At 58.7% G+C, this 24,382-nt stretch carries 19 protein-coding genes; 11 read left to right on the forward strand and 8 right to left on the reverse strand.

What is annotated here, in order from left to right; genetic code table 11:
- Positions 1-3 precede the first annotated feature (3 nt).
- Positions 4-678: a phosphoglycolate phosphatase gene (gene gph / locus RA28_RS02960; protein ID WP_039525607.1), complete on the reverse strand. Its 675-nt coding sequence runs from the start codon at positions 676-678 to the stop codon at positions 4-6.
- A gap of 223 nt (positions 679-901) precedes the next feature.
- Here gph and hemP point away from each other — a divergent pair, with 223 nt between their 5' ends.
- Positions 902-1,069 (forward strand): hemin uptake protein HemP, encoded by a 168-nt coding sequence (gene hemP / locus RA28_RS22395; protein WP_082029707.1) that lies wholly within the window; start codon positions 902-904, stop codon positions 1,067-1,069.
- Between the two features lie 11 nt (positions 1,070-1,080).
- A complete protein-coding gene (locus tag RA28_RS02965) occupies positions 1,081-1,542 on the forward strand; it encodes a hypothetical protein (RefSeq protein ID WP_241481050.1) in 462 nt (153 codons plus the stop codon).
- A gap of 60 nt (positions 1,543-1,602) precedes the next feature.
- Here the strand turns inward: RA28_RS02965 and RA28_RS02970 are convergent, their stop codons facing one another.
- From RA28_RS02970 to RA28_RS02985, 4 genes are all read right to left on the reverse strand, one after another.
- Positions 1,603-4,668: an aminotransferase class III-fold pyridoxal phosphate-dependent enzyme gene (locus RA28_RS02970; protein WP_193747342.1), complete on the reverse strand. Its 3,066-nt coding sequence runs from the start codon at positions 4,666-4,668 to the stop codon at positions 1,603-1,605.
- A gap of 3 nt (positions 4,669-4,671) precedes the next feature.
- The gene (locus RA28_RS02975) at positions 4,672-5,544 is read right to left on the reverse strand and encodes an NAD(P)-dependent oxidoreductase (protein ID WP_039523626.1); all 873 of its coding nucleotides are present in this window, start codon (positions 5,542-5,544) and stop codon (positions 4,672-4,674) included.
- Between the two features lie 101 nt (positions 5,545-5,645).
- On the reverse strand, positions 5,646-6,035 hold the full coding sequence (cueR, locus tag RA28_RS02980; protein ID WP_039523628.1) for a Cu(I)-responsive transcriptional regulator: 390 nt from the start codon (positions 6,033-6,035) through the stop codon (positions 5,646-5,648).
- Positions 6,032-8,512 carry a heavy metal translocating P-type ATPase gene (locus tag RA28_RS02985; protein ID WP_039523630.1) on the reverse strand — a complete coding sequence of 827 codons (2,481 nt, stop codon included), beginning with the start codon at positions 8,510-8,512 and terminating at the stop codon, positions 6,032-6,034. Before RA28_RS02985 ends, cueR begins: the two co-directional genes overlap by 4 nt.
- A gap of 221 nt (positions 8,513-8,733) precedes the next feature.
- Between RA28_RS02985 and RA28_RS02990 the strand changes: the two genes are divergently transcribed.
- Positions 8,734-9,891 carry an acyl-CoA dehydrogenase family protein gene (locus tag RA28_RS02990; RefSeq protein WP_039523632.1) on the forward strand — a complete coding sequence of 386 codons (1,158 nt, stop codon included), beginning with the start codon at positions 8,734-8,736 and terminating at the stop codon, positions 9,889-9,891.
- Positions 9,892-9,968: 77 nt separating this feature from the next.
- Here the strand turns inward: RA28_RS02990 and RA28_RS02995 are convergent, their stop codons facing one another.
- Complete coding sequence (locus tag RA28_RS02995) at positions 9,969-10,862, reverse strand: LysR substrate-binding domain-containing protein (protein WP_039523634.1); 894 nt, start codon at positions 10,860-10,862, stop codon at positions 9,969-9,971.
- 182 nt (positions 10,863-11,044) lie between these two features.
- On the opposite strand from RA28_RS02995, the gene RA28_RS03000 reads away from it, so the two are divergent.
- Both RA28_RS03000 and RA28_RS03005 read left to right on the forward strand, forming a co-directional pair.
- A complete protein-coding gene (locus RA28_RS03000; protein ID WP_039525614.1) occupies positions 11,045-13,237 on the forward strand; it encodes a dehydrogenase E1 component subunit alpha/beta in 2,193 nt (730 codons plus the stop codon).
- On the forward strand, positions 13,234-14,277 hold the full coding sequence (locus RA28_RS03005; protein ID WP_039523637.1) for an acyl carrier protein: 1,044 nt from the start codon (positions 13,234-13,236) through the stop codon (positions 14,275-14,277). Before RA28_RS03000 ends, RA28_RS03005 begins: the two co-directional genes overlap by 4 nt.
- Here RA28_RS03005 and RA28_RS03010 read toward each other — a convergent pair whose 3' ends face one another.
- Positions 14,278-14,979 carry an SDR family oxidoreductase gene (locus RA28_RS03010; RefSeq protein ID WP_152611997.1) on the reverse strand — a complete coding sequence of 234 codons (702 nt, stop codon included), beginning with the start codon at positions 14,977-14,979 and terminating at the stop codon, positions 14,278-14,280.
- A gap of 101 nt (positions 14,980-15,080) precedes the next feature.
- Here RA28_RS03010 and RA28_RS03015 point away from each other — a divergent pair, with 101 nt between their 5' ends.
- The gene (locus RA28_RS03015) at positions 15,081-15,932 is read left to right on the forward strand and encodes a LysR substrate-binding domain-containing protein (protein WP_039523639.1); all 852 of its coding nucleotides are present in this window, start codon (positions 15,081-15,083) and stop codon (positions 15,930-15,932) included.
- Here the strand turns inward: RA28_RS03015 and RA28_RS03020 are convergent.
- Positions 15,923-16,825, reverse strand: a complete 903-nt coding sequence (locus RA28_RS03020) for a LysR family transcriptional regulator (RefSeq protein ID WP_039523642.1) — start codon at positions 16,823-16,825, stop codon at positions 15,923-15,925. The genes RA28_RS03015 and RA28_RS03020 overlap by 10 nt on opposite strands.
- Positions 16,826-16,901: 76 nt before the next feature.
- Here RA28_RS03020 and RA28_RS03025 point away from each other — a divergent pair, with 76 nt between their 5' ends.
- From RA28_RS03025 to RA28_RS03045, 5 genes are all read left to right on the forward strand, one after another.
- Positions 16,902-20,114: a reductive dehalogenase gene (locus RA28_RS03025; RefSeq protein ID WP_039523644.1), complete on the forward strand. Its 3,213-nt coding sequence runs from the start codon at positions 16,902-16,904 to the stop codon at positions 20,112-20,114.
- 126 nt (positions 20,115-20,240) lie between these two features.
- Positions 20,241-21,107, forward strand: a complete 867-nt coding sequence (locus RA28_RS03030; protein ID WP_039525621.1) for an FAD binding domain-containing protein — start codon at positions 20,241-20,243, stop codon at positions 21,105-21,107.
- A complete protein-coding gene (locus RA28_RS03035; protein ID WP_039523646.1) occupies positions 21,104-21,583 on the forward strand; it encodes a (2Fe-2S)-binding protein in 480 nt (159 codons plus the stop codon). The genes RA28_RS03030 and RA28_RS03035 overlap by 4 nt, the downstream gene beginning before the upstream one ends.
- Positions 21,583-23,841: a xanthine dehydrogenase family protein molybdopterin-binding subunit gene (locus RA28_RS03040; RefSeq protein ID WP_039523648.1), complete on the forward strand. Its 2,259-nt coding sequence runs from the start codon at positions 21,583-21,585 to the stop codon at positions 23,839-23,841. Before RA28_RS03035 ends, RA28_RS03040 begins: the two co-directional genes overlap by 1 nt.
- Positions 23,834-24,079 (forward strand): MoaD/ThiS family protein, encoded by a 246-nt coding sequence (locus RA28_RS03045; protein ID WP_039523649.1) that lies wholly within the window; start codon positions 23,834-23,836, stop codon positions 24,077-24,079. The genes RA28_RS03040 and RA28_RS03045 overlap by 8 nt, the downstream gene beginning before the upstream one ends.
- Positions 24,080-24,382 lie beyond the last annotated feature (303 nt).

A 24,382-nucleotide genomic window follows, 5' to 3' on the forward strand; every position in this document is an offset into this window, starting at 1 on the left:
AGGTTATGCCGGTCGCGTTTCGGCCTGCACGATCTGTTGAACCAAAGCCGGAATTTCCGCGCTGTCGTCATAGGAAAATCGGTGCGGAATTTCGGCGACTGGCGACTTGCGATAGCCTTGTGAAAACAGAAGGAACGGAACTTTTGCGCGCTGCGCGGTTTCGGCATCGACTTCACTATCCCCAACAAAGATCGTGGGCCCGGCCTGAGAAAGTCCACTAACGCAAGCAGTTAAGAGCGCCGGGTCAGGTTTACGGACACTCAGGCTGTCGCCACCGACCACGTGGCCAAAAAAGGGCGACAGGTCAAATGCGTCCAGTACGTGCCGCGCGGGCGCCTCTGGTTTGTTGGTGCAAACGCCCAAGGCACAGCCCAAATCGCGCAGTTGTTGTAAAGCCTCTGGAATGCCCGGGTAAACGGTCGATTCGCTGATGGGTGCAGCGGAATAGTGCTGCAATGTGTTCTGCGTGAGTTCGGCATGCCGTGCGCTGGGCAGATCACAATGCCGCATGACCCGCTCCACCAATTTGGGCAAACCGTTGCCAACGAATCGCTGAACCGTTTTTGTCGGAAGCGGGTCCACCCCTTGTTCCTTGAGCATCCGGTTTGCCGCTGCGGCAAGATCGGCGACACTGTCCACCAACGTCCCGTCCAGATCGAAAATCACCACTGCGGACATCGCCGTTCCTGCCATAGTTGCCTGCCATTCAACGCCTAAACTGCACCCAGAACCGGTGCAAGCCATTGTCCGGTGATGGTCGGAGATTCCTGCGCTTGACATACCTTACTATTTTTATCAGAATACTGCCAACGAACAGAAAGCCAACCCGTTTCAGGGTCAGCCAGATCAGGAAAACTATTGGACACGGCCATTCGCCACCCACCTTCTGGAGAAGTGACCCATGAACGCGCAGAACCCCACACCGTCGCAAAGCTATGCGGTTTCGATGTTGCCATCGCATAAGGCCGAAGACCTGACAAATGGCGGTAATCTTGCGCATATCGAATTGGGCGACCAGCTATACACGCTGCGCATAACCCGCGCCGGAAAACTGATCCTGACGAAATGAGGGCCCATTCGATGCGCGGCGGAGCTGCGGTCGGGCGATTGGCCGATCTGACCCCGATCGAGGCTGGCGCGGTCATGTACTTGCGCCTTTGGGGCGAAGGGCCGCACGGCCGCAAAGATGCGGCCAAGGACTTCGATATCGCGTTGGGCGCTGACCGGGGCAGGGCGGCGATGCTGACGCTGGATCGTCTGTGCGCACTGTGTCTCAATCATGGACGCAGGCCGCTGATCCGGCATGGGTTGGACTGCAGATGCCTTGGTGCGGATGAAAATTGCTTTGCGCAGATGATCGCCGCCGCCGCCGATGGTGACCGTGAAGATGCCATGATGATGGCGTCATTGATTGTTCGGCCGGATTATGCCCCGGCCTTGGCTTCATTGTCCGAAGAGCTTGGGATGGCTTTGCGCCGAATGACCGCCAGCACCCCCATGCCGACCACGGGACATCACGCTTCCCCCGCTGTATTGCACTGATCGGCAGGACAAACCCCGGCATCGTTGCCGGGGTTTCGTTTTGCAGTAGGTTTGTGCGGCTTAGCAGCACCCGCACCCGGCATGGTGATGATCATGATCGCATTTCAGCGCGGGGGTATAGTCGCCGATTTCAGACAGAACACTGCGCATCGCCCATAAGATCATGTCCACGTCATCACGTTCGATGGTGAGTGGCGGCCGGATCTTCAAGATATTGTCCTTCGGACCCTCGCTGCCGATCAAAATTCGGTGGTCGCGCATCCGGTTTTTGACATAGGCGCAGATTTCCGTGCCCTCGGATCCGTCCGGATTGACAAGTTCGACGCCCAGAAACAGACCCATTCCACGTACGTCGCCGACGCGATCAAAGTCCGCCTCGATCTTCTGTAACCCTGACATCAGACGGGCGCCCATCAGACGTGCGTTATCCTGCAGCCCTTCGTCATCCACGATATCCAGAACCTCTTTGCCGATGCGGCAGGACAATGTTGATCCGCCGAAGGTCGAAAAGAACTCGATCCCGTTGTCAAAGCTGTTTGCGATCTCTTGGGTCGTGACAACGACGCCCAAGGGATGCCCGTTGCCAATGGGTTTACCCATCACAACGATATCCGGCAGCGCGCCCTGATGTTCGAAACCAAAGTAAAATTCGCCCAACCGTCCCAGACCTGTCTGAACTTCGTCGGCAATGCAGACGCCTCCGGCGGCGCGAATTTTTTCGTACACTGCAGACAGATAGCCCTTGGGGGGAATGATCTGTCCGCCGACCGAAGGGAACGTTTCAGCAATAAAAGCCGCAAGGCCATGCCCCCTGTCTTGCAAAGCCGCGATTGCGGGGTCAACAAGGTCAGCATACTTGCGGGCGCGGTCCAGATCGTCGCGCCTGAACGTGCCACGATATTCGTCGGCGACCTCAACCAACTCAACCCAATCCGCTTTGCCAACACCGCCGGGTTTATTGAACTTATAGGCCGATATCGCCACAGCCGCATTGGTGTTGCCGTGGTAGCCATGATCCGGGGTAACGATCCCTTTGGCTCCGGTATGCGCCCGGGCCAGTCGCAGCGCAAGTTCGTTGGCCTCGGTACCCGAATTGACAAAAAAACAGACGCTGAGTTGATCCGGCAGCTTTGACAGTACCTTGTCGGCAAAGGCCGTCTGGGCAGGGTGCAAATAGCGCGTATTCGAGTTTATCCGCTTGAGTTGGTCTGCAGCCACCGCTTGAATGCGGGGGTGCGCGTGGCCGACATGGGGAACGTTGTTGTACGCGTCCAGATAGGGGCGGCCCCATTCGTCAAACAGGTGATGCTTCCACCCGCGGACCAACATGACCGGGTCGTCATAGGTCAGGGACAGGTTCCCGCCAAAGTGTTCCCGCCGCCCTTCAACGATCGTTCGTTTGTCTGTCGGACGGTAAAACACTTTCTCATCCGGGAGGTTCAAAAGGGCCGCAGGGTTCGGGCAAACTGCGTGCCACAAATCCATGTCGTCCGGGTCGCCGACGCCTGGCCAATCAGCCTGCATCCCGGCGGTCGACAGCGCCAGCTGGAAATGGACATGCGGGGCCCAACCGCCGTTTTGGGTGGCGTCGCCCAACTTTGCAAAAGCTGCGCCCTGGGCCACCGGATCGCCGGGTTTCAATCTATCGCAAACTTCCGGGTCGAGATGACCGTAGAGGGTATAAAACGGATCGCCCTGGGGCGTTTCGTGGTGCAGGATGATGACACCGCCGTAGTCCAGGTGATTATCCCGGTTTTCAACCACCTGAACACGTCCGCTCATCGGAGCATGCAGAACTGTTCCGGCGGGCGCGAAAACATCGACAGCCAGATGCACGGTACGCCGGTCAGATGCTTTCCAGGGCCCCTTGCGGAAACCAGGCTCGGCGTAGATCAATCGCGGCTCGTTGTAGTAGCCCAGCCAAATACCTTCTCCGAACTCCTCGCCGACCCGGGCGGCCTCGTCCAATGGCATGTGAAAAGGATTCTGCGGCCAAGTGGAGTTCTCGACAGACAGCGAACCCATCGGCGCTTCGGACAGATCCGCGGCAAACATTTCGGCAAATTGCCCGCGATGCTCGGTCAAATACGCGTGGATACGCTCGGCTCCGTCTACGACCGGCAGGCCGCAGGTCGCGCGCAGCCGCGCGGACATCAGATCGCCGTTGACATCGTCCCGTTCAAGGAAACGCCAGGCAGGGGTCTGACTAATCGTGACATAGGGGTCATCTGGGTTTTCAACGGCCATGAGCGTCGAATTGACGACAGAGACCGCAAGCCGCATGCGCAGCAACGGCCAGATCAGATCCACTTCTTCGGGACGCAGCCGATTTGAAGCGTGATAGCCTTGAACCAAGGCAGCAAGGGCGCGTTCCGGCTTTGGGTGGTCCAGAACAACATAGGCCCCGGCAATGGCCAGATCACACACGCGGGGGGCCGCGCACATGTCACCCAAGTCGATGAGGCCCGAGGCATTCCGGCGCTCCAGAAGTTCGCCCACCACCAGAATATTGTAGTCGTTTGCGTCGTTGTGGATCGCTTGTTTCGGCAAAACGTCCAATTTATCCGAAACGGCGTCAAAATTTTGGACGATCTCTGACAGAAGAGCCTTTCTGCTTGGGTCGGCAATTGCATCCAAGCAGTCGGCGATCCACCCGGCCTGCATCAGGTCCCATTTGAAATCCGGTCGGTTCAGACTGTCGTGGGTAAAGGACTCAAGAACGCGGTCGGTTGCACCCAGAACGCGCCCGAGTTTAAGGATCAGATCGTCCGACTTGGGCTCGGCAGCGGCATAGCTTCGCCCTGGCAACCTCTCAAGCAGCCAGACCAAGCGGGCGCGTCCGTCTTCGTCCGGGATTTCGGGCAACTCAGCGCCATTCAGGGTTTTTACAACCTTTGGAAACGGTAGGCCGGGCGCGGCGTCTGCAATGTGTGCAAGGGCCTTGATCTGCAAGTCGACAAGCGCGGTGTCGCATCCATCGCGCATGACTTTCAGAACATAGTCCTGACCATTTGTGGCCTCGACCAGAAAGTTGAGATCGTATTCACCGTCCAACTGAGACAATCGGGCGTCCAATCCCCAGTGACCGCGCAGCGCTGCCGCCCAATGATCCAAAGCCGTGGTCATGTGTCAGCCCAATGCCCGTAGCCGCTTGATGAGCGATGACGTATCCCAGCGGCCGCCACCCAATTTCTGAACGTCCTTGTAGAACTGATCGACCAGCGCGGTCACGGGCAGCGATGCCCCGGTCTCGTTCGCAGTATCAAGGCAGATCCCAAGATCCTTGCGCATCCAATCCACGGCGAACCCGTGATCGAAGTGATCGTCCAGCATGGTTTCATAGCGGTTTACCATCTGCCAACTGCCCGCGGCACCCTGGCTGATAACCTCGACAACAGAGCGCCCATCAAGCCCGGCCTTTTCGGCAAAATGCAGCGCCTCGCTGAGCCCTTGTACCAAGCCGGCTATGGCAATCTGATTGCACATCTTGGTCATTTGGCCCGCGCCGCTGTCTCCGATGCGACGGCATATTTTGGAATAGACCTGCATCACCGGCTCAGCCGTGTCATAGGCGGTTTGATCCCCGCCGCACATGATCGACAAAACCCCATTTTCGGCCCCGGCCTGCCCGCCCGATATCGGAGCATCAACAAATGCGATCCCCTGGGCGGCTGCGGTTGCAAAAAGCTCGTGTGTGACCTTGGCAGAAACCGTGGTGTGATCGACGAATATGCTGCCTTCGGACATCCCGTGAAAAGCACCATCGTTGCCCGTGCACACCGCGCGCAGATCATCGTCATTGCCAACGCATGACATGACAAACTCGGCACCTTGTGCCGCTTCCTTGGGGGTCGAAGCCGCCGCGCCACCGTATTGCGCGACCCATTTGTCGGCTTTGGCGGGCGTTCTGTTGTAAACGGTCACGTCATGACCAGCAGCCTGAAGATGACCCGCCATGGGGTATCCCATTACGCCCAAACCAAGAAACGCAATCTTTGCCATTAAGAAATTTCCTCCGCTGTCCGGCGGTCAATCGTCGGCGACCGACCACCTGGCTGATTGGCTCTGACAAAGCAAAGGACGGGCGAAAGGGCAACCCCGCTTCAGGACTTACCACCCAAATCCTTGAGGATCGGACAATCGGGCCGATCGTCTCCGGCGCAGGCATCAATCAAATGGCTCAGCGTGCCGCGCATCGCGTTCAGGTCAGCAATCTTGGCTTCGATCTGGGTCAGGTGTTCGCGTGCGACACGTTTTACATCAGCGCTGGCGCGGGTTTCGTCCTCGTAGAGCGCAAGCAATGTGCGGCAGTCTTCTATCGTGAATCCCAACGCCCGAGCGCGCCCAAGGAAGTTCAGTTTGTGGACGTCCTGATCGCGAAAGCGTCGGTAGCCGTTGCCGTCCCGCATCGGCTTGATCAGTCCGATATCTTCGTAATACCGGATTGTCTTTGCCGGTAGACCTGTGTTTTCTGCAACGTCGCCAATGTTCACGAGGTAACCTCCTGCGTGTTCAGCGGCGTTTCACCGTCTGGCAAAGTCGCCCGCATCCGGCGCAAACGCAGCGCGTTCGAGACGACAAAGACACTGGACAAGGCCATGGCCCCGGCCGCCAATGCCGGTGACAAAAGATGACCGCCAAATGGGTACAGAATGCCCGCCGCGACCGGGATCAGAACGACATTGTAGCCAAATGCCCAACCCAGGTTCTGACGGATGTTCCGCATCGTACGGCGACTGATCTCAAATGCGCGCGCCACCCCGCCAAGATCGCCTGACATCAGGACGATATCAGCCGTTTCGATGGCCACATCCGTGCCGGTACCAATTGCAATGCCAGTGTTCGCAGCTGCCAGCGCTGGCGCATCGTTGATCCCGTCACCAACAAATGCCACCACGCCATATTGCTTTTGAAGTTCCGCTATCGCCTCTTGTTTGCCTTCGGGCAGAACCTCGGCAGTCACATGGTTGATATTCAGCTTTCGGGCCAGTGCGTCGGCGGTTTTTGAGTTGTCGCCAGTGATCATTGCAAGTTTGAGGCCCTGATCCCTAAGCTGATCAAGCGCGGCCTTTGTTTCGGGTTTGATGGGGTCCGACACCGCCAAAGCTGCTGCGGCTTGCTTGTCAATCGCAAAGAACAGTGGCGTGGCACCCGCCTGTGCATGATGCTCGACCGCGTCCGCGAGTTTGGCACAATCAATACCACTCTCGGACAAGAACCGGTCAGAGCCGATCAGGATGGAACGCCCCTCAACCTCGGCACTGACGCCCTGACCTGTGTGAGAGCTGAACTTGGTGACTTGCGGAAGGGTTCCCGGTGCAGCGCGGGTGACCGCGTGGGCAATCGGGTGCTCCGACTGTGATTCGACCGCCGCAGCAAGCCGGAGGACCTGCGCGCGGTCAAAACCGGCCGCCGGGATTACGTCCGACAATTCTGGTCGCCCCTGCGTCAGCGTCCCGGTTTTGTCAAAAGCGACAACCCGAGCCCGTTGCAGGTTCTGCAACGCGTCGCCTTTTCGAAACAAAACGCCAAGCTCGGCGGCGCGGCCTGTTCCGACCATGATCGAGGTCGGCGTGGCAAGGCCCATCGCGCAGGGGCAGGCAATGATTAGGACTGAAACGCCAGCGACCAATGCCAGTGGCAAAGCGGGCGCTGGCCCCAGGATCAACCAAACCAACACAGTCAGAATCGCGACAGCAATCACAACGGGCACGAAATAATGCGTGATCCGGTCGACTAAGGCCTGGATGGGCAGCTTCGCACCCTGCGCCTGCTCGACCATCCTGATGACCTGGGCCAGCACAGTGTCCGCCCCGACATGCGTAGCACGGATGCGCAATGCGCCGGTGCCATTCATCGTTCCCCCGACAACCTGATCGTCTGGTGCTTTACCGACCGGAACCGGCTCGCCCGTGATCATGCTTTCGTCAACATAGGATGTGCCATCCAGAACCGCGCCATCCACCGGAACACGTTCGCCCGGACGAATTGTTAATTTGTCTCCTGCCTTGATGCTGGAAATGGGCGCATCCTGCCAAGACCCGTCGCGCCAGACGCGGGCCGTGCTGGGTTGCAAACTCATTAGCTTGCGGATCGCGGCACCGGTTCGGCCTTTGGCGCGTGCTTCCAGCAGGCGGCCCAGAAGGATCAGGACGATAATGACCGCCACAGCCTCGAAATAGACGTTTGCGGTGCCCTGCGGCAACAATTGCGGTGCGAATGTTGCGATGACAGAAAAGATGTAAGCGGCACTGGTTCCCAGCGCCACCAGCGCATTCATGTCAGGCGCGCCACGCAGAAGCGACGGTACGCCTTTGGCGTAAAAGACCCGTCCCGGACCGATCATGAGAATACTGGTCAACCCAAATTGGATCACGTGGCTGGCTTGAGTTCCAATGGTCACATGAACCCAGTGGTGAAAAGCCGGGATCAAATGGCTGCCCATTTCAAGAACGAAGACCGGCAGAGCAAGCGCCGCGGCGACCAAGGTAATTCGGGTCAGCGCGTGAATTTCATTGGCCTTGGTGCTGTCATCGCGGGTGGCTTCGGCGGTCTGTATCGGATGGGCAGGGTAACCGGTTGCTGTCACAACGGCCGCGAGATCAGAAGGGCTTGTCGTGCCTTGCGCATAGGTGACGGTCGCAGATCCGGTCGCAAGGTTCACATTCGCTTCGATAACGCCAGTGCTATCGCGCAGGGCGTTTTCGATCCGCCCGACACATGAAGCGCAATTCATGCCTTCAATTTTCAAGCGGGTCTGGTTCGAAGTTGTTGGATAACCTGCATGCGCCAAGACCTCAGCAATCCCTGCAAACCCGCCATCGTAGGACACCTGCGCGGTTTCGGTCGCCAAGTTAACAGTGGCGTCCGTGACGCCCGGCGCACCGCGCAGGGCGGATTCTACCCGTGTGACGCACGAGGCGCAGTTCATACCCTCAACTTTGATTTGGCTTTTGTGTGCTGCGCCCATTCGACTCGCCTCGGCGTTACTTCACAGCGCTATATGAGGGTTCCAGTGACGGGAAGGTCAAGGGGTGTGGTTTGATTTTCCGTTGTGTCGTAGCAAGGAAAGTTTCGCATCGGATCAGATGTCAAAACGTTGCGTCGCTGCATCTCAATCGTGTTCGACGTGGATTGGAAGAACATACCGCGACGGTTAGGGTTAACCATCACACCAGCTTCGAGGTCAATATGTCTCTTTTTACCAGTTCCGCCGCCTGGGTTACCGATGAACACAGGATGTTTGCCGAAATGGCTGGTCGGTTCATGGACGATGCGTTGGTTCCCAACGTGGAGACATGGATCGAACAAGGCATTGTGGATCGTTCCTTTTGGCAAGATGCAGGGACGGCCGGATTGATGGCTGGATCAATTGCCGAAGAACATGGTGGCGTGGGCGGTGGCATGGGTTTCGACGCCGTTACGCTTTATGAACAAAGCGCACGCGGCGACATGGGCTGGGGCTATGGCATTCAGTCAATCGTGACGCACTACATAGACACGTATGGAAGCGAAGAACAAAAGCTGAAGTGGCTTCCCAGGCTCGCCTCGGGCGAAATGGTTGGCGCACTCGCAATGACCGAACCCGGTACCGGCTCGGACGTTCAGGCGGTTCGGACACGCGCGGACAAGGATGGCAATTCCTATCGCCTCAACGGCTCAAAGATATTCATCACCAATGGTCAGTCGGCGGATCTGATCGTAGTCGCCGCCAAGACTGACATGTCCTTGGGCGCCAAGGGTGTTTCGCTGATTGTGGTGGAAACCGAAGGCGCCGACGGCTTTCGCCGGGGTCGCAACCTTAAAAAGCTAGGGATGAAAGCCAACGACACGGCCGAGCTGTTCTTCGAAGACGTAAAAGTGCCCATGACCAACCTGCTGGGGCGCGAAGAAGGGCAAGGGTTTTATCAACTTATGAAACAACTGCCGTGGGAGCGGCTGACAATTGGCATCATGGCGCTGGGAGCCATTGATTTTGCGATCGCGGAAACCGTGAAATACGTTCAGGAGCGCAAGGCGTTCGGTCAACGGGTCATGGATTTCCAGAACACCCGCTTCAAACTCGCCGAGTGCAAGACGAAAGCCGAAGTTCTGCGCAGTTTCGTCAACGACTGTATAGCCAAATTGGAGGCGGGCGAACTGGATGCAGCGACAGCATCCATGGTCAAATATTGGGGGTCCGAAGTGCAAAACGAAGTGATGCACGAGTGTTTGCAGCTTTTTGGCGGGTACGGTTACATGACAGAATACCCGATCGCACGACTTTACGCAGACGCCCGGGTTCAGATGATTTACGGCGGAACCAACGAGGTTATGAAAGAACTCATCGCGCGATCATTGGACGTATGAGAGTGCGCTAGGTCATTCTCAAAATTGTGGATCGGAACAGCGGACTAAAAACGCTGGTCTGGTCGCCTGAGTGATCGTTAGGTTTGCGAACCCAGCTGTACGGCCAGCCAATTCCGAAAAGACTTCACCGGTTGCGGTGTGGCCTGCGTATTAGGCCAGACGAGGTAATAGTCACCCAAGCTGATCCTGGGCGCGTTCCAGGCCATCACCAGTCGTCCGGCGTGCAAGTCTTCCTCGATCAAAAACACGGGAAGCAGCGCCACACCTAACCCATGGATCGTCGCCTGTATCATGGTTGAAAACTGATCAAACAGCATCCCCCGCGGTCCTGAAACCGAATGACCTTGTGCTTGAAACCACTGCTCCCAGGCATTTGCGCGCGTTTCAATGTGCAGCAGTGGGCTGTTTTGTAATGCGTCCAGCGTCTCGAACCCGCTTGGTGCCAAGCTGGGCGCACAAACGGGCACAACTTCTTCGCGCATGATCTTCTGGTACTCAACACCCGTCCAGTTGCGGTGTCCAAAGTGAATGGCAGCGTGAAACGGCTCTGTGGCAAAGTCAAAGGGCCTCAGGCGGGTGCCCAGATTGACGGTCACTTCGGGGTGAAGGCGCGCAAAATCATGCAGGCGTGGGGCCAGCCAATGCATGCCAAAGGTAGGTAAAATCGACAGGTTCAGCGACCCGCCTTTTGGGTTGGCCTTGAGCCTGATCGCGGCCTGGGCGAGATCGGTCAAAGATGATCTTGCCGTTTGCACGTAATCCTTCGCGGCAGGCGTCAGATGCAGGCGCATCTGGTTGCGTTCGATCAGTTTTGTTCCCAGCTGTTCTTCGGCCGTCTTAAGCTGGCGGCTTATGGCGCTTTGCGTCAACGACAGTTCCTCGGCCGCGGCAGAGGCGCTGCCAAGGCGGTCTACCGCTTCCAGTGCCAACAAAGAAGAAATGGAAGGAAGAAAGCGGCGCGGGCCGATCATATGACTAATCCTCATACCTTTTGGTCGCAATATCACTGGATTTTGGCACTTACCAGCCTCATCACAGTCGAACTTCGTGTTTTAAGTCGAAGCAACTGAATCGCCTTAAAAGCATGGACAGGCAGGTCAAAACCGACAACAAGTTCGGGCAGGTCGTACGTGCCAAAAGAATGAGGAGTGCCATGGATCGCGCCCAGATCGTACATGAGAATTTCCTGAGCCGTGTGGCGCGCCGCGACTTTCCACAAGGTCCGCCTCCACAAGCGGGCATGACCGACACCCAGGCCGTTTCGGTGTTCCGTTCGCAGGTTCTAAGCCGGGCGCTGGATCGCACCAGTCGGGACATGCAGAAGCGCGGTCAGGGCTTTTACACGATCGGGTCGTCCGGGCACGAAGGCATGGCCGCAGTTGCCCAAGCTTTGCGTCCGACCGACATTGCCTTTTTGCATTACCGTGATGCCGCTTTTCAGATTGCACGGGCCGAGCAGGTCCCCGGCCAACAGATCGCCTGGGACATGTTGCTGAGTTTTGCGTGTTCGAAAGAGGACCCGATATCGGGTGGGCGCCACAAGGTGTTGGGATCAAAGGCGCTGATGATCCCGCCCCAGACGTCAACCATCGCCAGTCACCTGCCAAAAGCAGTCGGCGCTTCATACTCATTGGGGGCAGCACGGCGTCACGACCCCGAACACCGAGAATTGCCCGAAGACGGGATCGCAGTTTGCTCGTTCGGTGATGCCTCGGCCAACCATTCCACGGCGCAAGGTGCGATCAACACCGCCGGTTGGACAAGCGTGCAATCGACCCCGCTGCCCTTGCTGTTCATTTGTGAGGACAACGGCATCGGAATATCCGTCAAAACGCCAAAAGGTTGGATTGAAATGTCGATGGCCCAACGCCCGGGCATCAAGTATTTTCAGGCAAATGGGCTGGATATCTTTGAGACCTACGCCGTGGCGCGGAAGGCTGCGGACTACGTCCGCTACCGGCGCAAGCCGGCGTTTCTTCATCTGAAAACCGTGCGTCTTTACGGTCATGCCGGTGCGGATGTGCCGACCACCTATCTCAGCAAGTCCGAGGTTGAGATGGACGAGGCAAATGATCCGCTGCTGCATTCAGTTCGGCTGCTGGATCAGGCGGGGGCGTTGGCGCCGGAGGCGGCGTTGAAAATCTACACCGATACCTGCGCGCGCACCGACCGGGTTGCCGATGAAGCAGCAACGCGCCCCCGTTTGGCAGACGCGAGAGAGGTCATGGCAAGTCTGATCCCACCAAAGCGTGCGTGCAAGCCGACAAACGGCCCAACTATCGATGCCCGCTCGGTTGCATTTGGCGGTGATTTGCGCGCCATGTCCGAGCCGCAGCCCATGAGCCGTCTGATCAACTGGGCACTGACCGATCTGATGCTTGAGCATCGCGAACTTGTCTGCATGGGCGAGGATGTCGGCCGCAAAGGCGGGGTATACGGGGTCACGCAAAAGTTGCAGCAAAGGTTCGGCGCGGACCGGGTTATCGACACTCTTCTGGATGAACAGTCCATTCTGGGGCTTGCAATTGGCATGGGGCATAACGGTTTCGTACCGATCCCCGAAATCCAGTTCCTGGCCTATCTGCATAATGCCGAGGACCAGATCAGAGGAGAAGCAGCGACTCTACCGTTCTTTTCGAACGGTCAGTTCACGAACCCAATGGTCGTCCGGATCGCGGGGCTGGGCTATCAGAAAGGGTTCGGTGGGCATTTCCATAACGATAACTCGCTGGCCGTGCTGCGCGACATCCCCGGTGTGATCATTGCGTGCCCGTCAAACGGTGCGGATGCCGCCAAGATGCTGAGGGAATGCGTGCGGCTTGCGCGGGAAGAGCAGCGGGTCGTGGTGTTTCTGGAACCTATTGCGCTCTATCCCATGCGGGATTTGCACGAACCGCAGGACGCAGGGTGGATGACCACCTATCCGGCGCCGGATCAACGGATTTCGATCGGCGAGGTTGGGCAGCATGGTAAGGGTACCGATCTGGGCATCGTGACCTATGGAAACGGGCACTATTTGTCCAGACAGGCACTGCCCCAGCTTCAAGCCGCCGGAATTGCGTCGCGGATTATCGACATGCGCTGGCTGGCCCCGCTGCCAGCGGAGTCGCTGCTTGCGGCGACGCAAGGCTGTCGCCACGTGCTGATCGTCGATGAATGCCGCCGAACCGGAAGCCAGTCCGAGGGGCTTATGACTTTGTTCCGCGAAGAAAGGGTGCAAACACCAATTGCCCGTGTCGTGGCCGAGGACAGCTTTATTGCAACTGGCCCGGCTTACGCCGCGCCGCTGCCATCAACCGAAGGTATCGTCGCGGCAGCCCTGAAACTGACCGGAGTGTCCAAATGACGCGAACGGCTGTCGTGATCTGCCCCGGGCGGGGCACCTACAACAAACACGAACTTGGCTATTTGCATCGCCATCATTCCGACCGAATGGGTATGTTTCGCGACTTTGACACCATTCGCGGTCAGGCTGGTCAGGATTCAATCATCGATCTGGACGGGGCCGCCCAATACTCGGTCGCGCGGTACACGCGGGGCGACATCGCCTCACCCCTGATTTACGCAGCGTCTTTGGCGGATGCACAAAGCCTTGCGCCGGACATTGAGGTTGTGGCCGTCACCGGAAACTCGATGGGTTGGTACATCGCGCTGGCGGCTGCTGGCGCTTTGAGCGCCACGAACGGGTTCAAGTTGGTCAATACAATGGGCACACTGATGCAGACCCATTTGATCGGAGGGCAACTTGTTTATCCGTTTGTCGGCTCAGACTGGGCAGACGACCCAGCACGCAAAGCGAGCGTTTTGGCCGACGTGGCAAGGATCAACGGTTTGCCGGATCATGACCTCGCGCTGTCCATCGATCTGGGCGGATTGCTGGTTCTGGCTGGAAACCAGGCTGGGCTATCCGCATTCGAAGTATCGCAACCGGTGGTGGATGCACGTTTTCCTATGCGGCTGCAAAACCACGCGGCGTTTCACACATCGTTGCAGGCCCCCGTCGCATCCGAAGGGCGGTCGAGGCTATCCGCCGATCTTTTTGAACAACCTGAGCGTCCGCTGATTGACGGCCGCGGTAAAATCTGGTGGCCGGGCGCAACGCAAGTAACTGATCTTTGGGATTACACGCTTGGGCACCAGGTGACCGAGACCTACGACTTCACCCGCGCGATCCAGACGGCCGCCCGCGAGTTCGCGCCGGACCTGTTCATCGTCACAGGACCCGGCGAAACCCTGGGTGGGGCTGTAGCACAATCCTTGATCCTGGCGGAATGGCGCGGGATGAAAGACAAGGCCGCTTTCCAGACGCAACAAAAGGCGCGGCCTTTCTTGGTTTCAATGGGGCGTCCGGATCAAAGGGCAATGGTAGCGCCCGAATCCCAGTGATCATACGGAACGCGTGATCCCGCCATCCACACGGATGTTCTGACCGGTGATATAGCCGCCGCCATCTGATGCAAGCAGAGATATGACCGACGCGATTTCGTCATAACTGCGGCCATAGCGGCCCATGGGAATGCGTGAGCGGAACTCTTCCTTTTCCGGCAAACTGTCGATGAAGCCGGGCAGGACATTGTTCATGCGGATGTTCTCGGCTGCATATTTGTCCGAAAACAGCTTTGTGAATGCCGCCAGCCCTGCGCGAAATACGCCAGAGGTGGGAAAAACCGCATCTGGCTCAAAGGCTGCAAAGGTCGAAATGTTTATGATCGATCCTCCGCCTTGTGCTTGCATGATCGGCGTAACGATCCTTGTCGGACGGACGGCGTTCAGGAAGTACACGTCCATTCCGGTGTGCCAATCCGCATCTGTCAATTCCAGGACAGGTGCGCGCGGTCCATGACCGGCCGAGTTGACCAATACATCGACCCGGCCCCAATGCGCCATTGCCGCGTCCACCAGCCTTTGCAGATCATCGTTGGACTGGTTCGATCCGGTGATACCAACGCCGCCCAGTTCTGACGCCAACGCCTCGCCTTTTCCCGAAGAGGACAGGATACCCACTTTGAACCCGTCCGACGCCAGACGCCGTGCAGCATCGGCACCCATTCCACTGCCCCCAGCCGAAATCAATGCTACTTTCGTCATGTTTTTTCTCCATTCAGTTTCGATCAATTCTGAAGGGTTTCGCGCCGTTTCACCAATCAGTTCTTTTGACAATTTGCTGTAGAAAATCTACTGTCTCATACATGAGCGCGCTTCCCCCGCTAAACGCATTGAGAGCTTTCGAGGCCTCGGCCCGGCACCTGAACTTTCGTCTGGCAGCCGAAGAATTGGGCGTCACGCAGGGCGCAGTGGCCCAACAGGTTCGCGGACTGGAAGCGCGTTTGGGGCAATCTCTTTTCGATCGCTTGCCGCGCGGGCTGCGACTGACGGAAGCTGGTCGCCGTTTTCAGTCTCCGTTGCGTCGGGCATTTCGGCTGATTGAAGAAGCGGTGGAGGATTTGTCGGGGCATCGTCAGATCACCCTTTCCGTAACGCCCAGTTTTGCCTCGAAATGGTTGGTGCCACGTCTGAGTGATTTCATGGAGAAGCACCCGGACATAGCAGTGCAAGTGGACGCGCGCGAGCGTTTGGCAGACTTCCGAACGGACGGCGTTGATCTTGCGGTCCGTCAAAGCCGCGCCCCCGCCGGCGCCGGATTGAAGGCAACGCCTTTGTTTTCCACCGAGTTCGTTGTGGTATGCAGCCCGGCGTTGGGCGAGCAGATTTCAACCGCCTCGGATTTGATGAATCATGTTTTGTTGAGCGATACGCACGGGCTGTGGCCGTTGTATTTGGAAAGGGTCGGGGTGGAAGGGCGCCCAAAGACGATGAGCTTCAGCCAGACCAGTCTGGCGATTGATGCGGCCGTTTCCGGTCAGGGTCTGACATTGGCGCACGCACCTCTGGTCGCGGCGGAGCTTGCTTCGGGTCTTTTGGTGCAACCCTTGCCCGACGCCTTGGTTGACGACCTGGGCTTTTACATTGTGGCCCCCAGCCGGCCTCGGCAACGTGAATTGGTTGCTATGATGCGGGAATGGCTGCTTTCTCAGATTTGAAGCGTTGACGCGATTCCTTCGATCTGGGTCCTCAACCATTTGTGGGCCGGGTCATTGGCCGATCTTTGGTGCCATACCAGGTAGATGACGACCGGCTCACACTCAAAGGGCAGGGGCGCGCAGTCCAGATCGGCCAGCGGGCCAGATTTCATCAGGGCCGTATCTGTCGAGATCATATCGCTGCCTTTGACAAAAGATGAAATCGCGTTGAAGTGCGGCAAGGTGACGGTTGCAGGTTTGATCTGGCTTTGGTCCACGCCGCGCATCACGGACCGCGCGCTGCGCCCGTCCGCAAATCGCACGTCCACGTGTTCGCTTTGGCAGTAGCTGTTCCAACTGTTCGGCGGTTCTCGCCGGTTGGCGTCGTAGAATACCATCAACGGGCTGGTCATCAGCCGCTTTTGAAAGATATCCGGGCCATCCGGCGGCAGCGGGGTCAGCATCAACTGACACCTGTCATTTCGCAAAAGCTCCGGGTCGGGAACGCCAGAGGGGATGAATTCGAGACGTAAGCGGATGGCGTCGTCGCGTGTCGTCCTTAATAGATCAGGAAAGATCAACTCGCGCGGCATGTCGTTGGTGGCAATCTGAAAATCCATCTGTTCTGACTGGGGATCGAATGGGCGGCCTTCGGTCAGGGCACGCATTCCGTCCAGAACGCTTTGTGCGGGGTCTTTCAGCGACAACGCGCGCTCGGTTGGCGTCAGGCCCTGACCCGAACGGACAAACAGCGGATCGCCCAGAACCTGCCGCAACTTGCCCAGCGTGTGGCTGATGGCGGATTGGGTCACGCCCAGCCGGTCGGCGGCCTTCGAGACCGAGCTTTCTTCGAGGATCATCAGAAACACCCGCAAGACCTTGCCGTCCAGATCCGTAAAATCGATTTTCTTCATGCCATTTATGATTATTCATGAATGGATTTGGTGTCTATGCCGGGTTAGGGGAAATGCAGCAAGCAGGAGGCACGCGATGGGGATCCGCTTTTTCTCGGACAAGAACAGACCCGTTCACATGGGTCCGTATCCCCTTGAGCGGCTGGCGCGGCAGGATCAGATGCCCGATCTGGCGCGGGTCTCGCCGATGCCGGCGCTCAGCTTTCATCGGCCTGAACAGCCCGAAAGCATCGTGAACGCGATGGGTGAGTTTCAGGCGATGATGGATGCAATCCGCGATGGGTTCGTGAACCCGGTTGCTTCGGAAATTCCCGCCAACCCCGTGGATCGTACCAACCATCTGAAAGCGTTTGGCTATTTCAACGACGCCTCGATGATGGGCTGCGGGCCGCTGCCCGCGGGCGCGATGCTGGCTGAACCGCGGCGCAACCCGGATATCGACCGCCTGGCCCATGCGCTTAGGACGCGTCAGACCAAGACGCTGGCCTCGGGCATTGATGTGATCATGGCGGACCTGAAGGAAAGCATGGAAGCCGCGCCCAAGCCCATGGACAGCCATCGCCATGCGATCGTGTTCCTTTATGAGTTCAACCGTGATCCCGACGCCTCGGAACCCGGTGCTGACTGGATTGGTGCGGCGCAGGATCACCGCGCGTGCTTGCTGGCGACTGAGAATGCGGTGGTTATCGCCAATTATATCCGCCTACTTGGCTTTGACGCGCGGGCGCACACGGTAATGTCGTCCGAAGTGGATTTGGGCAAGCTGGCGGTCGCCGCCGGTCTGGCCACGGTCGAAGACGGCGCGATTGTCGCGCCGTGGCTGGGTCAGCGTTTTGGACTGGCGGCGGTGACGACCGAGATGGAGATCGCCCATGATCGCCCCTTGCGACCCATGCGCGAACAGCCGTGGTTCCGCACCCAAGGGCCGGCATGGTGGCTGGGCGCTGGCTTTGCCAAGAACGCACTGAACAGGGATGTCTATGCCAAGCGGCGCTATGTCGACGGGACGCATCCGTTCGAAAATCTCAAACGGGTCGACACCCCCACCACCTATATAGACGAGGAAAACGTTGCCCGTGTACCGAAACGGGCCGATATGTTCGCGCGGGCGCAATTCGGCGATATGGGCAAATCGCTGCAGGATGCGACCAAGGGCGGGCATTACGTGCGCAAATCCGCCCCCAGCTTTGCCCAACGCCGCGCGCTGGGCGCGTTTGTCCTGCTGCAGGACAGTGACAGCGCCAAGGTCGAGCGGCCCGTGGATGCGGACCGCAATGCCGCGAACATCAAGGCCGCGACCTATTTTCTTGGCGTCGATGCAGTGGGCCTCAGCCGGTGCCCCGCGTGGAGCTGGTATTCACACGACGCCACCGGGGAAGAGATCGTGCCGCCCCATGATCACGCGATCAGCATGATCATCGATCAGGGCTATGAAACGATGGAGGGCGCCAGCGGCGATGACTGGATCAGCGTTGCTCAGTCCATGCGCGCCTATCTGCGCTTTTCGCTGCTGGGTGGCGTGATTGCGCAGCAAATCCGCAATCTCGGCTACAAGGCCAAGGCGCACACAGTGATGGATGGCGAGGTGTTGCAGCCGCCCCTTTTACTGCTGTCAGGGCTGGGAGAAGTCAGTCGGATCGGTGAGGTGATCCTGAACCCCTATCTCGGCCCGCGCCTGAAATCCGGCGTGGTGACCACCGACATGCCGATGGCACATGACAAGCCCATTGATTTCGGTTTGCAGACCTTTTGTGAATCCTGCAACAAATGCGCGCGCGAATGCCCCTCGGGTGCGATCACCGCCGGGCCGAAGCTGATGTTCAACGGCTACGAAATCTGGAAATCCGACAGTCAGAAATGCGCCACCTACCGTATAACCACGCCCGGGGGTGCGATGTGCGGGCGCTGCATGAAAACCTGCCCCTGGAACCTTGAAGGTATTTTCAAGGAACGCCCCTTCCGCTGGGCGGCGATGAACATTCCTCAGGCCGCGCCTGCATTGGCCAAGCTGGATGATGCCGTCGGCAATGGCGGGTTGAATGACATTAAGAAGTGGTGGTGGGATATCGAATTGCAGGCGGATGGGGCCTATCGCCCGTCCGCGCACCCATTGAACCGGCGCGATCTGCAAACCGATCTGGACCTGAAATACGAGGATCAGACACTGGCCGTCTATCCCGCCCCCTTGGCCCCGCATCCTTGGCCCTATCCGTTTGCGATGGATCGCGAAGCCGGGATTGCCGCGTACGAGGCGATGGTCACTGCCGAAGACTACAAGGCGCGGAAGGCTGCCGGCGATCTGTCGGTCATTCATCGTTACAAGGTCGCCGGGGACGCCCCGGTGATGCGGGTTGAACTGACCAAGGTCGACAAGATGACGGCGGATGTGAGCAAGTATGAATTTGCGACCCTCGATGGCGCACCGCTGCCGGAATGGACTGCCGGTGCGCATCTTGATGTGCTCGTTTCACCCGAATTCCTGCGGCAATACTCAATGTCGGGCGACCCCTCTGACCGGGCCACCTATCAGATCGGCGTTTTGCGCGAAGACGAAGGGAGAGGGGGATCGGCCCTGCTGCATCGCATCTTCTCCGAGGGGCGCAAGGTCTTCATATCGAAACCGATCAACCATTTCGAACTCGATGAGACCGCGACCAAAACGTTCCTGATGGGAGGTGGCATTGGAATCACCCCGATGATTGCCTTTGCGCATCGCCTGCACGCGCTGGACAAGCTGTTCGAACTGCATTATTCCGCCAGCACACGCGCAGGGGCCGGGTATCTGGACGATCTGGCTGCGATGCCCTGGTCCGATCATGTGCACTATCATTTCTCGGATGAAGGCACGCGGGCCGAATTGGATGTGATTCTGTCGGGGTATCAAGACGGCTGGCATGTCTACACCTGCGGGCCTGACCGATATATGGATGGAGTCATGCAAGCGGCAGAGCGCTTGGGCTTTCCTGAAGAGGCGCGGCATCTGGAGTATTTCTCGGTCCCCGAACAGCCTGAATATGAAAACCACCCATTCACGCTGAAACTGGCCAAATCGGGTAGGGAACTGGCTGTTCCCGCTGACAAGAACGCGGCGCAGGTGCTGAATGAGGCAGGTTTTCATGTGGATGTGAAATGTTCCGATGGGATCTGCGGCGTCTGCAAATGCGGTGTAATTTCGGGTGAGATTGAGCACCGCGATTTCGTGTTGTCCAACAAACAGCGTGAGGGTGCGATCATCCTGTGCCAAAGCCGCGCGGCGGAAAAAGACGGCGTGATCGAGATCGATTTGTAAGCCCAATCTGAAACCGACATTTCCCGGGTAAAAAATAGGTCGCGACAGCCATGGACGCGGGCGGGTTGCTGCACTAACGTCCCCTCAAACCCAGTCACCCTGATGAACAGGCACAAGGAATTTTCAATGAACTACCACAGCCCCGCCAGTTTCGCCGAAGCGTCGGCGCTGGCCGCAAACGCAACGGGCATTACACGGTTTTTGGCGGGCGGCACTGACGTTCTGGTGCAGTTGCGCTCGGAACTGGTGACGCCTGAAACCTTAATTGATATCAAGAAGATAGACGGTGTCAGCGACATCACCCAAAATGCCGATGGAAGCTGGACGCTTGGCGTCGCAGCAACCGGCGCCGAGATGAGCGAACACCCTACGCTTGGTCGCGACTGGCCAGGTGTTGTTGAGGCGATGGACCTGATCGGCTCGACTCAGATACAAGGCCGCGCCACGCTGACGGGCAATCTGTGCAACGGCTCTCCGGCGGCGGATTCGGTGCCTGCGATGGTTGCGGCAGGTGTGACCGTCACGGTGACTGGTCCGGGTGGTGACCGCGAGGTTGCGGTCGAGGATATCCCAACCGGACCCGGCAAGACGTCGCTGACAAAGGGTGAGCTGATTTCGGCCGTGCATATCCCCGCACGCGGCGACAATGCGGGTGACGCCTACCTGCGTTTCATCCCGCGGACCGAGATGGATATCGCCGTCGTCGGCGCAGGTGTCAGCCTGCGTCTGGACGGGGACACCGTGACCGAAGCGCGCGTCTCGCTGGGGGCCGTGGCCCCAACCGTCCTGCTGGTCGAGGACTGTGCCGAGGCGATTATCGGCAGCACGTTGGATGACACGGCGCTCGAGGCTTTGGCCGCTGCAGCCTCTGCCGCCTGTAAACCGATTGATGACAAGCGTGGTACGATCGCATTCCGTACCGAGGTTGCTGGCGTTTTGGCCAAACGCGCCGCCAAGATCGCCTATGCCCGCGCGAAGGGAGAAGACCTATGAGCAAGCTTCATGTATCCACCACCGTAAACGGCGACACGGTCGAATATCTGTGCGACCCGCGCGAAACCCTGCTGGATTGCCTGCGCGACAAGCTGAACCTGACCGGTGCGAAAGAAGGCTGCGGAACCGGCGATTGCGGCGCGTGCTCGGTCACTGTCGATGGCCGTTTGGTCTGCTCGTGCCTGATGCTTGGCGTTGAGGCCGAGGGCAAGCAGATCGAAACCGTTGAAGGCATCGCGGACGGGGATATTCTGCATCCGTTGCAGAAGAAGATGATCGAGTATGCCGCCCTGCAATGCGGCATCTGCACGCCTGGTGTTCTGGTGGCGGCCAAGTCGCTGTTGGAGAAAAACCCCAACCCCACCGAAGAGGAAACCCGGTACTGGCTGGCCGGCAACCTGTGCCGCTGCACCGGGTATGACAAGATCATTCGTGCCGTGATGGATACGGCGGCTGAGATGCGGGAGGCTTCGTAATGGCTCTGGACGATCGCAAATCTGACTTCACCTTCGTGGGGACCCGTCCGAACCGCCCGGACGGTCTGGACAAGGTGACTGGTCGCGCCAAGTTCGGCGCGGATATCTCGGCCCCCGGCATGCTGCACGGTGCCATCCTGCGCTCGCCCCATGCCCATGCGCGAATCGTGAAGATCGACACGTCAAAGGCCGAGGCGCATAAGGACGTCAAAGCCGTTGTTACGCGTGCAGATTTTTCCGACAAAGTTGAATTCAAGCCCGGATTGTCCGGCGAGTTCTGGAACGTGCTGGAAAACGTCATGGCGAGTGACAAGGCGCTCTATGACGGGCACGCAGTGGCGGCTGTGGCGGCCACATCTGCCCTCGCAGCGCGGGATGCGCTCAAGCTGATTGAGGTCGAGTATGAGGTTCTGCCCCACGTCACCGATGTGGACAAGGCAATGGCCCCAGACGCGCCCATCATTCGCGAAGGCGCTGCAGACTATTCCGTGCCCGAAGGGATGCATCCCAACGTGGTGCGCTATCACGAAAGTGGTCACGGCGATGTCGACGCCGGTTTTGCCGAGGCTGATCTGGTCATCGAAGACAGCTTTGCCACTGAGGCGACCCATCAGGGTTACATCGAACCGCATGCCTGCATGGGATCCTTGGGTAGTGATGGCAAGGGTGAGCTGTGGTGCACCACGCAAGGCCACTGGATCGCGCAGAAAACCTGCGCCGCGCTGCTGGGGATCGAGACCTCGCAACTGCGCGTGACAGCGTCCGAGATTGGTGGCGGATTCGGCGGCAAGACCACGGTGTTCATCGAACCCGTCGCGCTGGCGCTCAGCCGCAAGGCCAACCGCCCGGTCAAGATCGTCATGTCCCGGTCCGAGGTATTCCGCGCCACGGGTCCAACGGCCTCGGCGTCGATGGACATCAAGATCGGCATGAAGAAAGACGGCACAATCACCGCCGCGCAGGGTATCTTCCGCCTGCAGGGCGGTGCGTTCCCCGGCGCGCCCGGTGACATGACCGCCATGTGTGCTTTTGCGCCCTACAACCTGACCAATGTGCGTCAGGTCGGTTATGACGTGATGTCGAACCGCCCGAAACAGGCCGCGTATCGCGCACCGGGTGCCCCGATGGGGGCTTTCGCGGTAGAGTCCGTGCTGGATGAGCTTTGCAATCAACTGGGTCTTGATCCGGTGGATGTGCGTCTGAAGAACGCCGCGCATGAGGGCACCAAAGCCAGCTATGGTCCGACCTACGAACGCATAGGTCTGGTCGAGACGCTTGAGGCCGCCAAGGCCCATCCGCATTACTCGGCCCCGCTGAAACCAGGGCAGGGGCGCGGCATTTCCTGCGGGTTCTGGTTCAATCACGGCGGTGAGACGTCGGTATCGCTGGCTCTGTCCGAGGACGGCTCGGCCCAAGTCATGGTCGGCACGCCTGATATTGGCGGTTCGCGTGCGTCGATGGCGCTGATGGCGGCTGAGGTGTTGGGCATCCCCTACGAGAATATCCGCGTCACCGTCGCGGACACGGCAACGCTGGGCTATAATGACGTAAGCCACGGCAGCCGTGTCACTTATGCCTCGGGTCTGGCGACCATCAAGGCGGCGCGTCATGCGGTCGAACAGCTCTGCGCCCGCGCGGCGGCCAGTTGGGGCATTCCGGCTGATGCGGTGAAATGGGAAAACGGCTGTGCCGTGCCTTCGGGGCCCAATGCTGGTGACTTCGACCCGCGCCCACTGGCCGATATCACCGCCCATATGGGCGCGACCGGTGGCCCGATTTCAGGCCATTTCGAAGCGACACCGGAAGGTGCGGGCGTGTCCTTTGGCACCCATATCGTCGATGCCGAGGTTGATCCGGAAACCGGTAAAACCAGCATCACGCGCTACACGGTCATTCAGGATGCGGGCAAGGCGATCCACCCGACCTATGTCGAAGGTCAGTACCAGGGTGGTGCCGCGCAGGGCATCGGCTGGGCGCTGAACGAGGAATATATCTATGGCGACGATGGTCGCCTGCAGAACTCGATCTTCCTCGACTACCGCATCCCCGTAGCAAGCGACCTGCCGATGATTGATACCGTGATTGTCGAAGTGCCCAATCCCGGCCATCCCTTTGGTGTGCGTGGCGTGGGCGAGACCGGCATCGTGCCGCCCTTGGCTGCAATCGCCAACGCGGTGTCCAACGCTGCCGGGGTTCGGATGAAGCAACTGCCGATGTCCCCGCCACGCATTCTGGCGGCCCTGAAAGACAATGGTTGACGTCCACTTGTGGTCTGGTCTCCGGTCTCTGACCGGGGGCCAGCAGGTCGTCGCGGTCGAGGCCAAAACCACCGGCGATTTGCTGCGTGAACTGGTCCGGGCCCATCCCCAGCTTCAGGCGCCGATAGACGCGGGCGTGTCCATCGCCATCGACGGACGCGTCATCGCCACCGGCTTGACCGAGCCGATCCCCGAGGGCAGCGAAGTCTTTCTGATGCAGCGCCTGCGCGGCGGTTGACGCGACTGCATGTTCGATTGTTCGGACTTTCGATCTCGATTGGTGCGAAGTGAGACAGCATCACTTGGTCTGCTCAGCTGATGTATGCGAACTCCGAAACCCGATGCTAACCCTTATGCCTTCGGGCAATAAGAAAGGCATTCGCAAAAAACGGCCTCAAACATCGTTGCCTTGAAGTTGGAATGTAACGTTGGCGAATCTAGGCGATCTTTTTCGAGTGATTGAAACCTACTGCAACGTCTGCCAACGTGTTTCGCCGTTGCGAAGTGTTTTGCGAGTGGGGGCACCACTTTAGCCTCGTCT

Origin of the sequence: Ruegeria sp. ANG-S4, assembly GCF_000814005.1 — a bacterium.
Lineage (GTDB): Bacteria > Pseudomonadota > Alphaproteobacteria > Rhodobacterales > Rhodobacteraceae > Ruegeria.

Coding starts and splice junctions, on each gene's coding strand:
- RA28_RS02995 (WP_039523634.1), bottom strand. CDS start 10,862: ATGATCGGCCCGCGCCGCTTTCTTCCTTCCATTTCTTCTTTGTTGGCA.
- gph (WP_039525607.1), bottom strand. CDS start 678: ATGTCCGCAGTGGTGATTTTCGATCTGGACGGGACGTTGGTGGACAGT.
- RA28_RS03000 (WP_039525614.1), top strand. CDS start 11,045: ATGGATCGCGCCCAGATCGTACATGAGAATTTCCTGAGCCGTGTGGCG.
- RA28_RS03025 (WP_039523644.1), top strand. CDS start 16,902: ATGGGGATCCGCTTTTTCTCGGACAAGAACAGACCCGTTCACATGGGT.
- RA28_RS02990 (WP_039523632.1), top strand. CDS start 8,734: ATGTCTCTTTTTACCAGTTCCGCCGCCTGGGTTACCGATGAACACAGG.
- RA28_RS03010 (WP_152611997.1), bottom strand. CDS start 14,979: ATGACGAAAGTAGCATTGATTTCGGCTGGGGGCAGTGGAATGGGTGCC.
- RA28_RS02965 (WP_241481050.1), top strand. CDS start 1,081: ATGCGCGGCGGAGCTGCGGTCGGGCGATTGGCCGATCTGACCCCGATC.
- RA28_RS03015 (WP_039523639.1), top strand. CDS start 15,081: ATGAGCGCGCTTCCCCCGCTAAACGCATTGAGAGCTTTCGAGGCCTCG.
- RA28_RS03005 (WP_039523637.1), top strand. CDS start 13,234: ATGACGCGAACGGCTGTCGTGATCTGCCCCGGGCGGGGCACCTACAAC.
- RA28_RS03020 (WP_039523642.1), bottom strand. CDS start 16,825: ATGAAGAAAATCGATTTTACGGATCTGGACGGCAAGGTCTTGCGGGTG.
- RA28_RS03040 (WP_039523648.1), top strand. CDS start 21,583: ATGGCTCTGGACGATCGCAAATCTGACTTCACCTTCGTGGGGACCCGT.
- RA28_RS03030 (WP_039525621.1), top strand. CDS start 20,241: ATGAACTACCACAGCCCCGCCAGTTTCGCCGAAGCGTCGGCGCTGGCC.
- hemP (WP_082029707.1), top strand. CDS start 902: ATGAACGCGCAGAACCCCACACCGTCGCAAAGCTATGCGGTTTCGATG.
- RA28_RS03045 (WP_039523649.1), top strand. CDS start 23,834: ATGGTTGACGTCCACTTGTGGTCTGGTCTCCGGTCTCTGACCGGGGGC.
- RA28_RS02985 (WP_039523630.1), bottom strand. CDS start 8,512: ATGGGCGCAGCACACAAAAGCCAAATCAAAGTTGAGGGTATGAACTGC.
- RA28_RS03035 (WP_039523646.1), top strand. CDS start 21,104: ATGAGCAAGCTTCATGTATCCACCACCGTAAACGGCGACACGGTCGAA.
- RA28_RS02970 (WP_193747342.1), bottom strand. CDS start 4,668: ATGACCACGGCTTTGGATCATTGGGCGGCAGCGCTGCGCGGTCACTGG.
- RA28_RS02975 (WP_039523626.1), bottom strand. CDS start 5,544: ATGGCAAAGATTGCGTTTCTTGGTTTGGGCGTAATGGGATACCCCATG.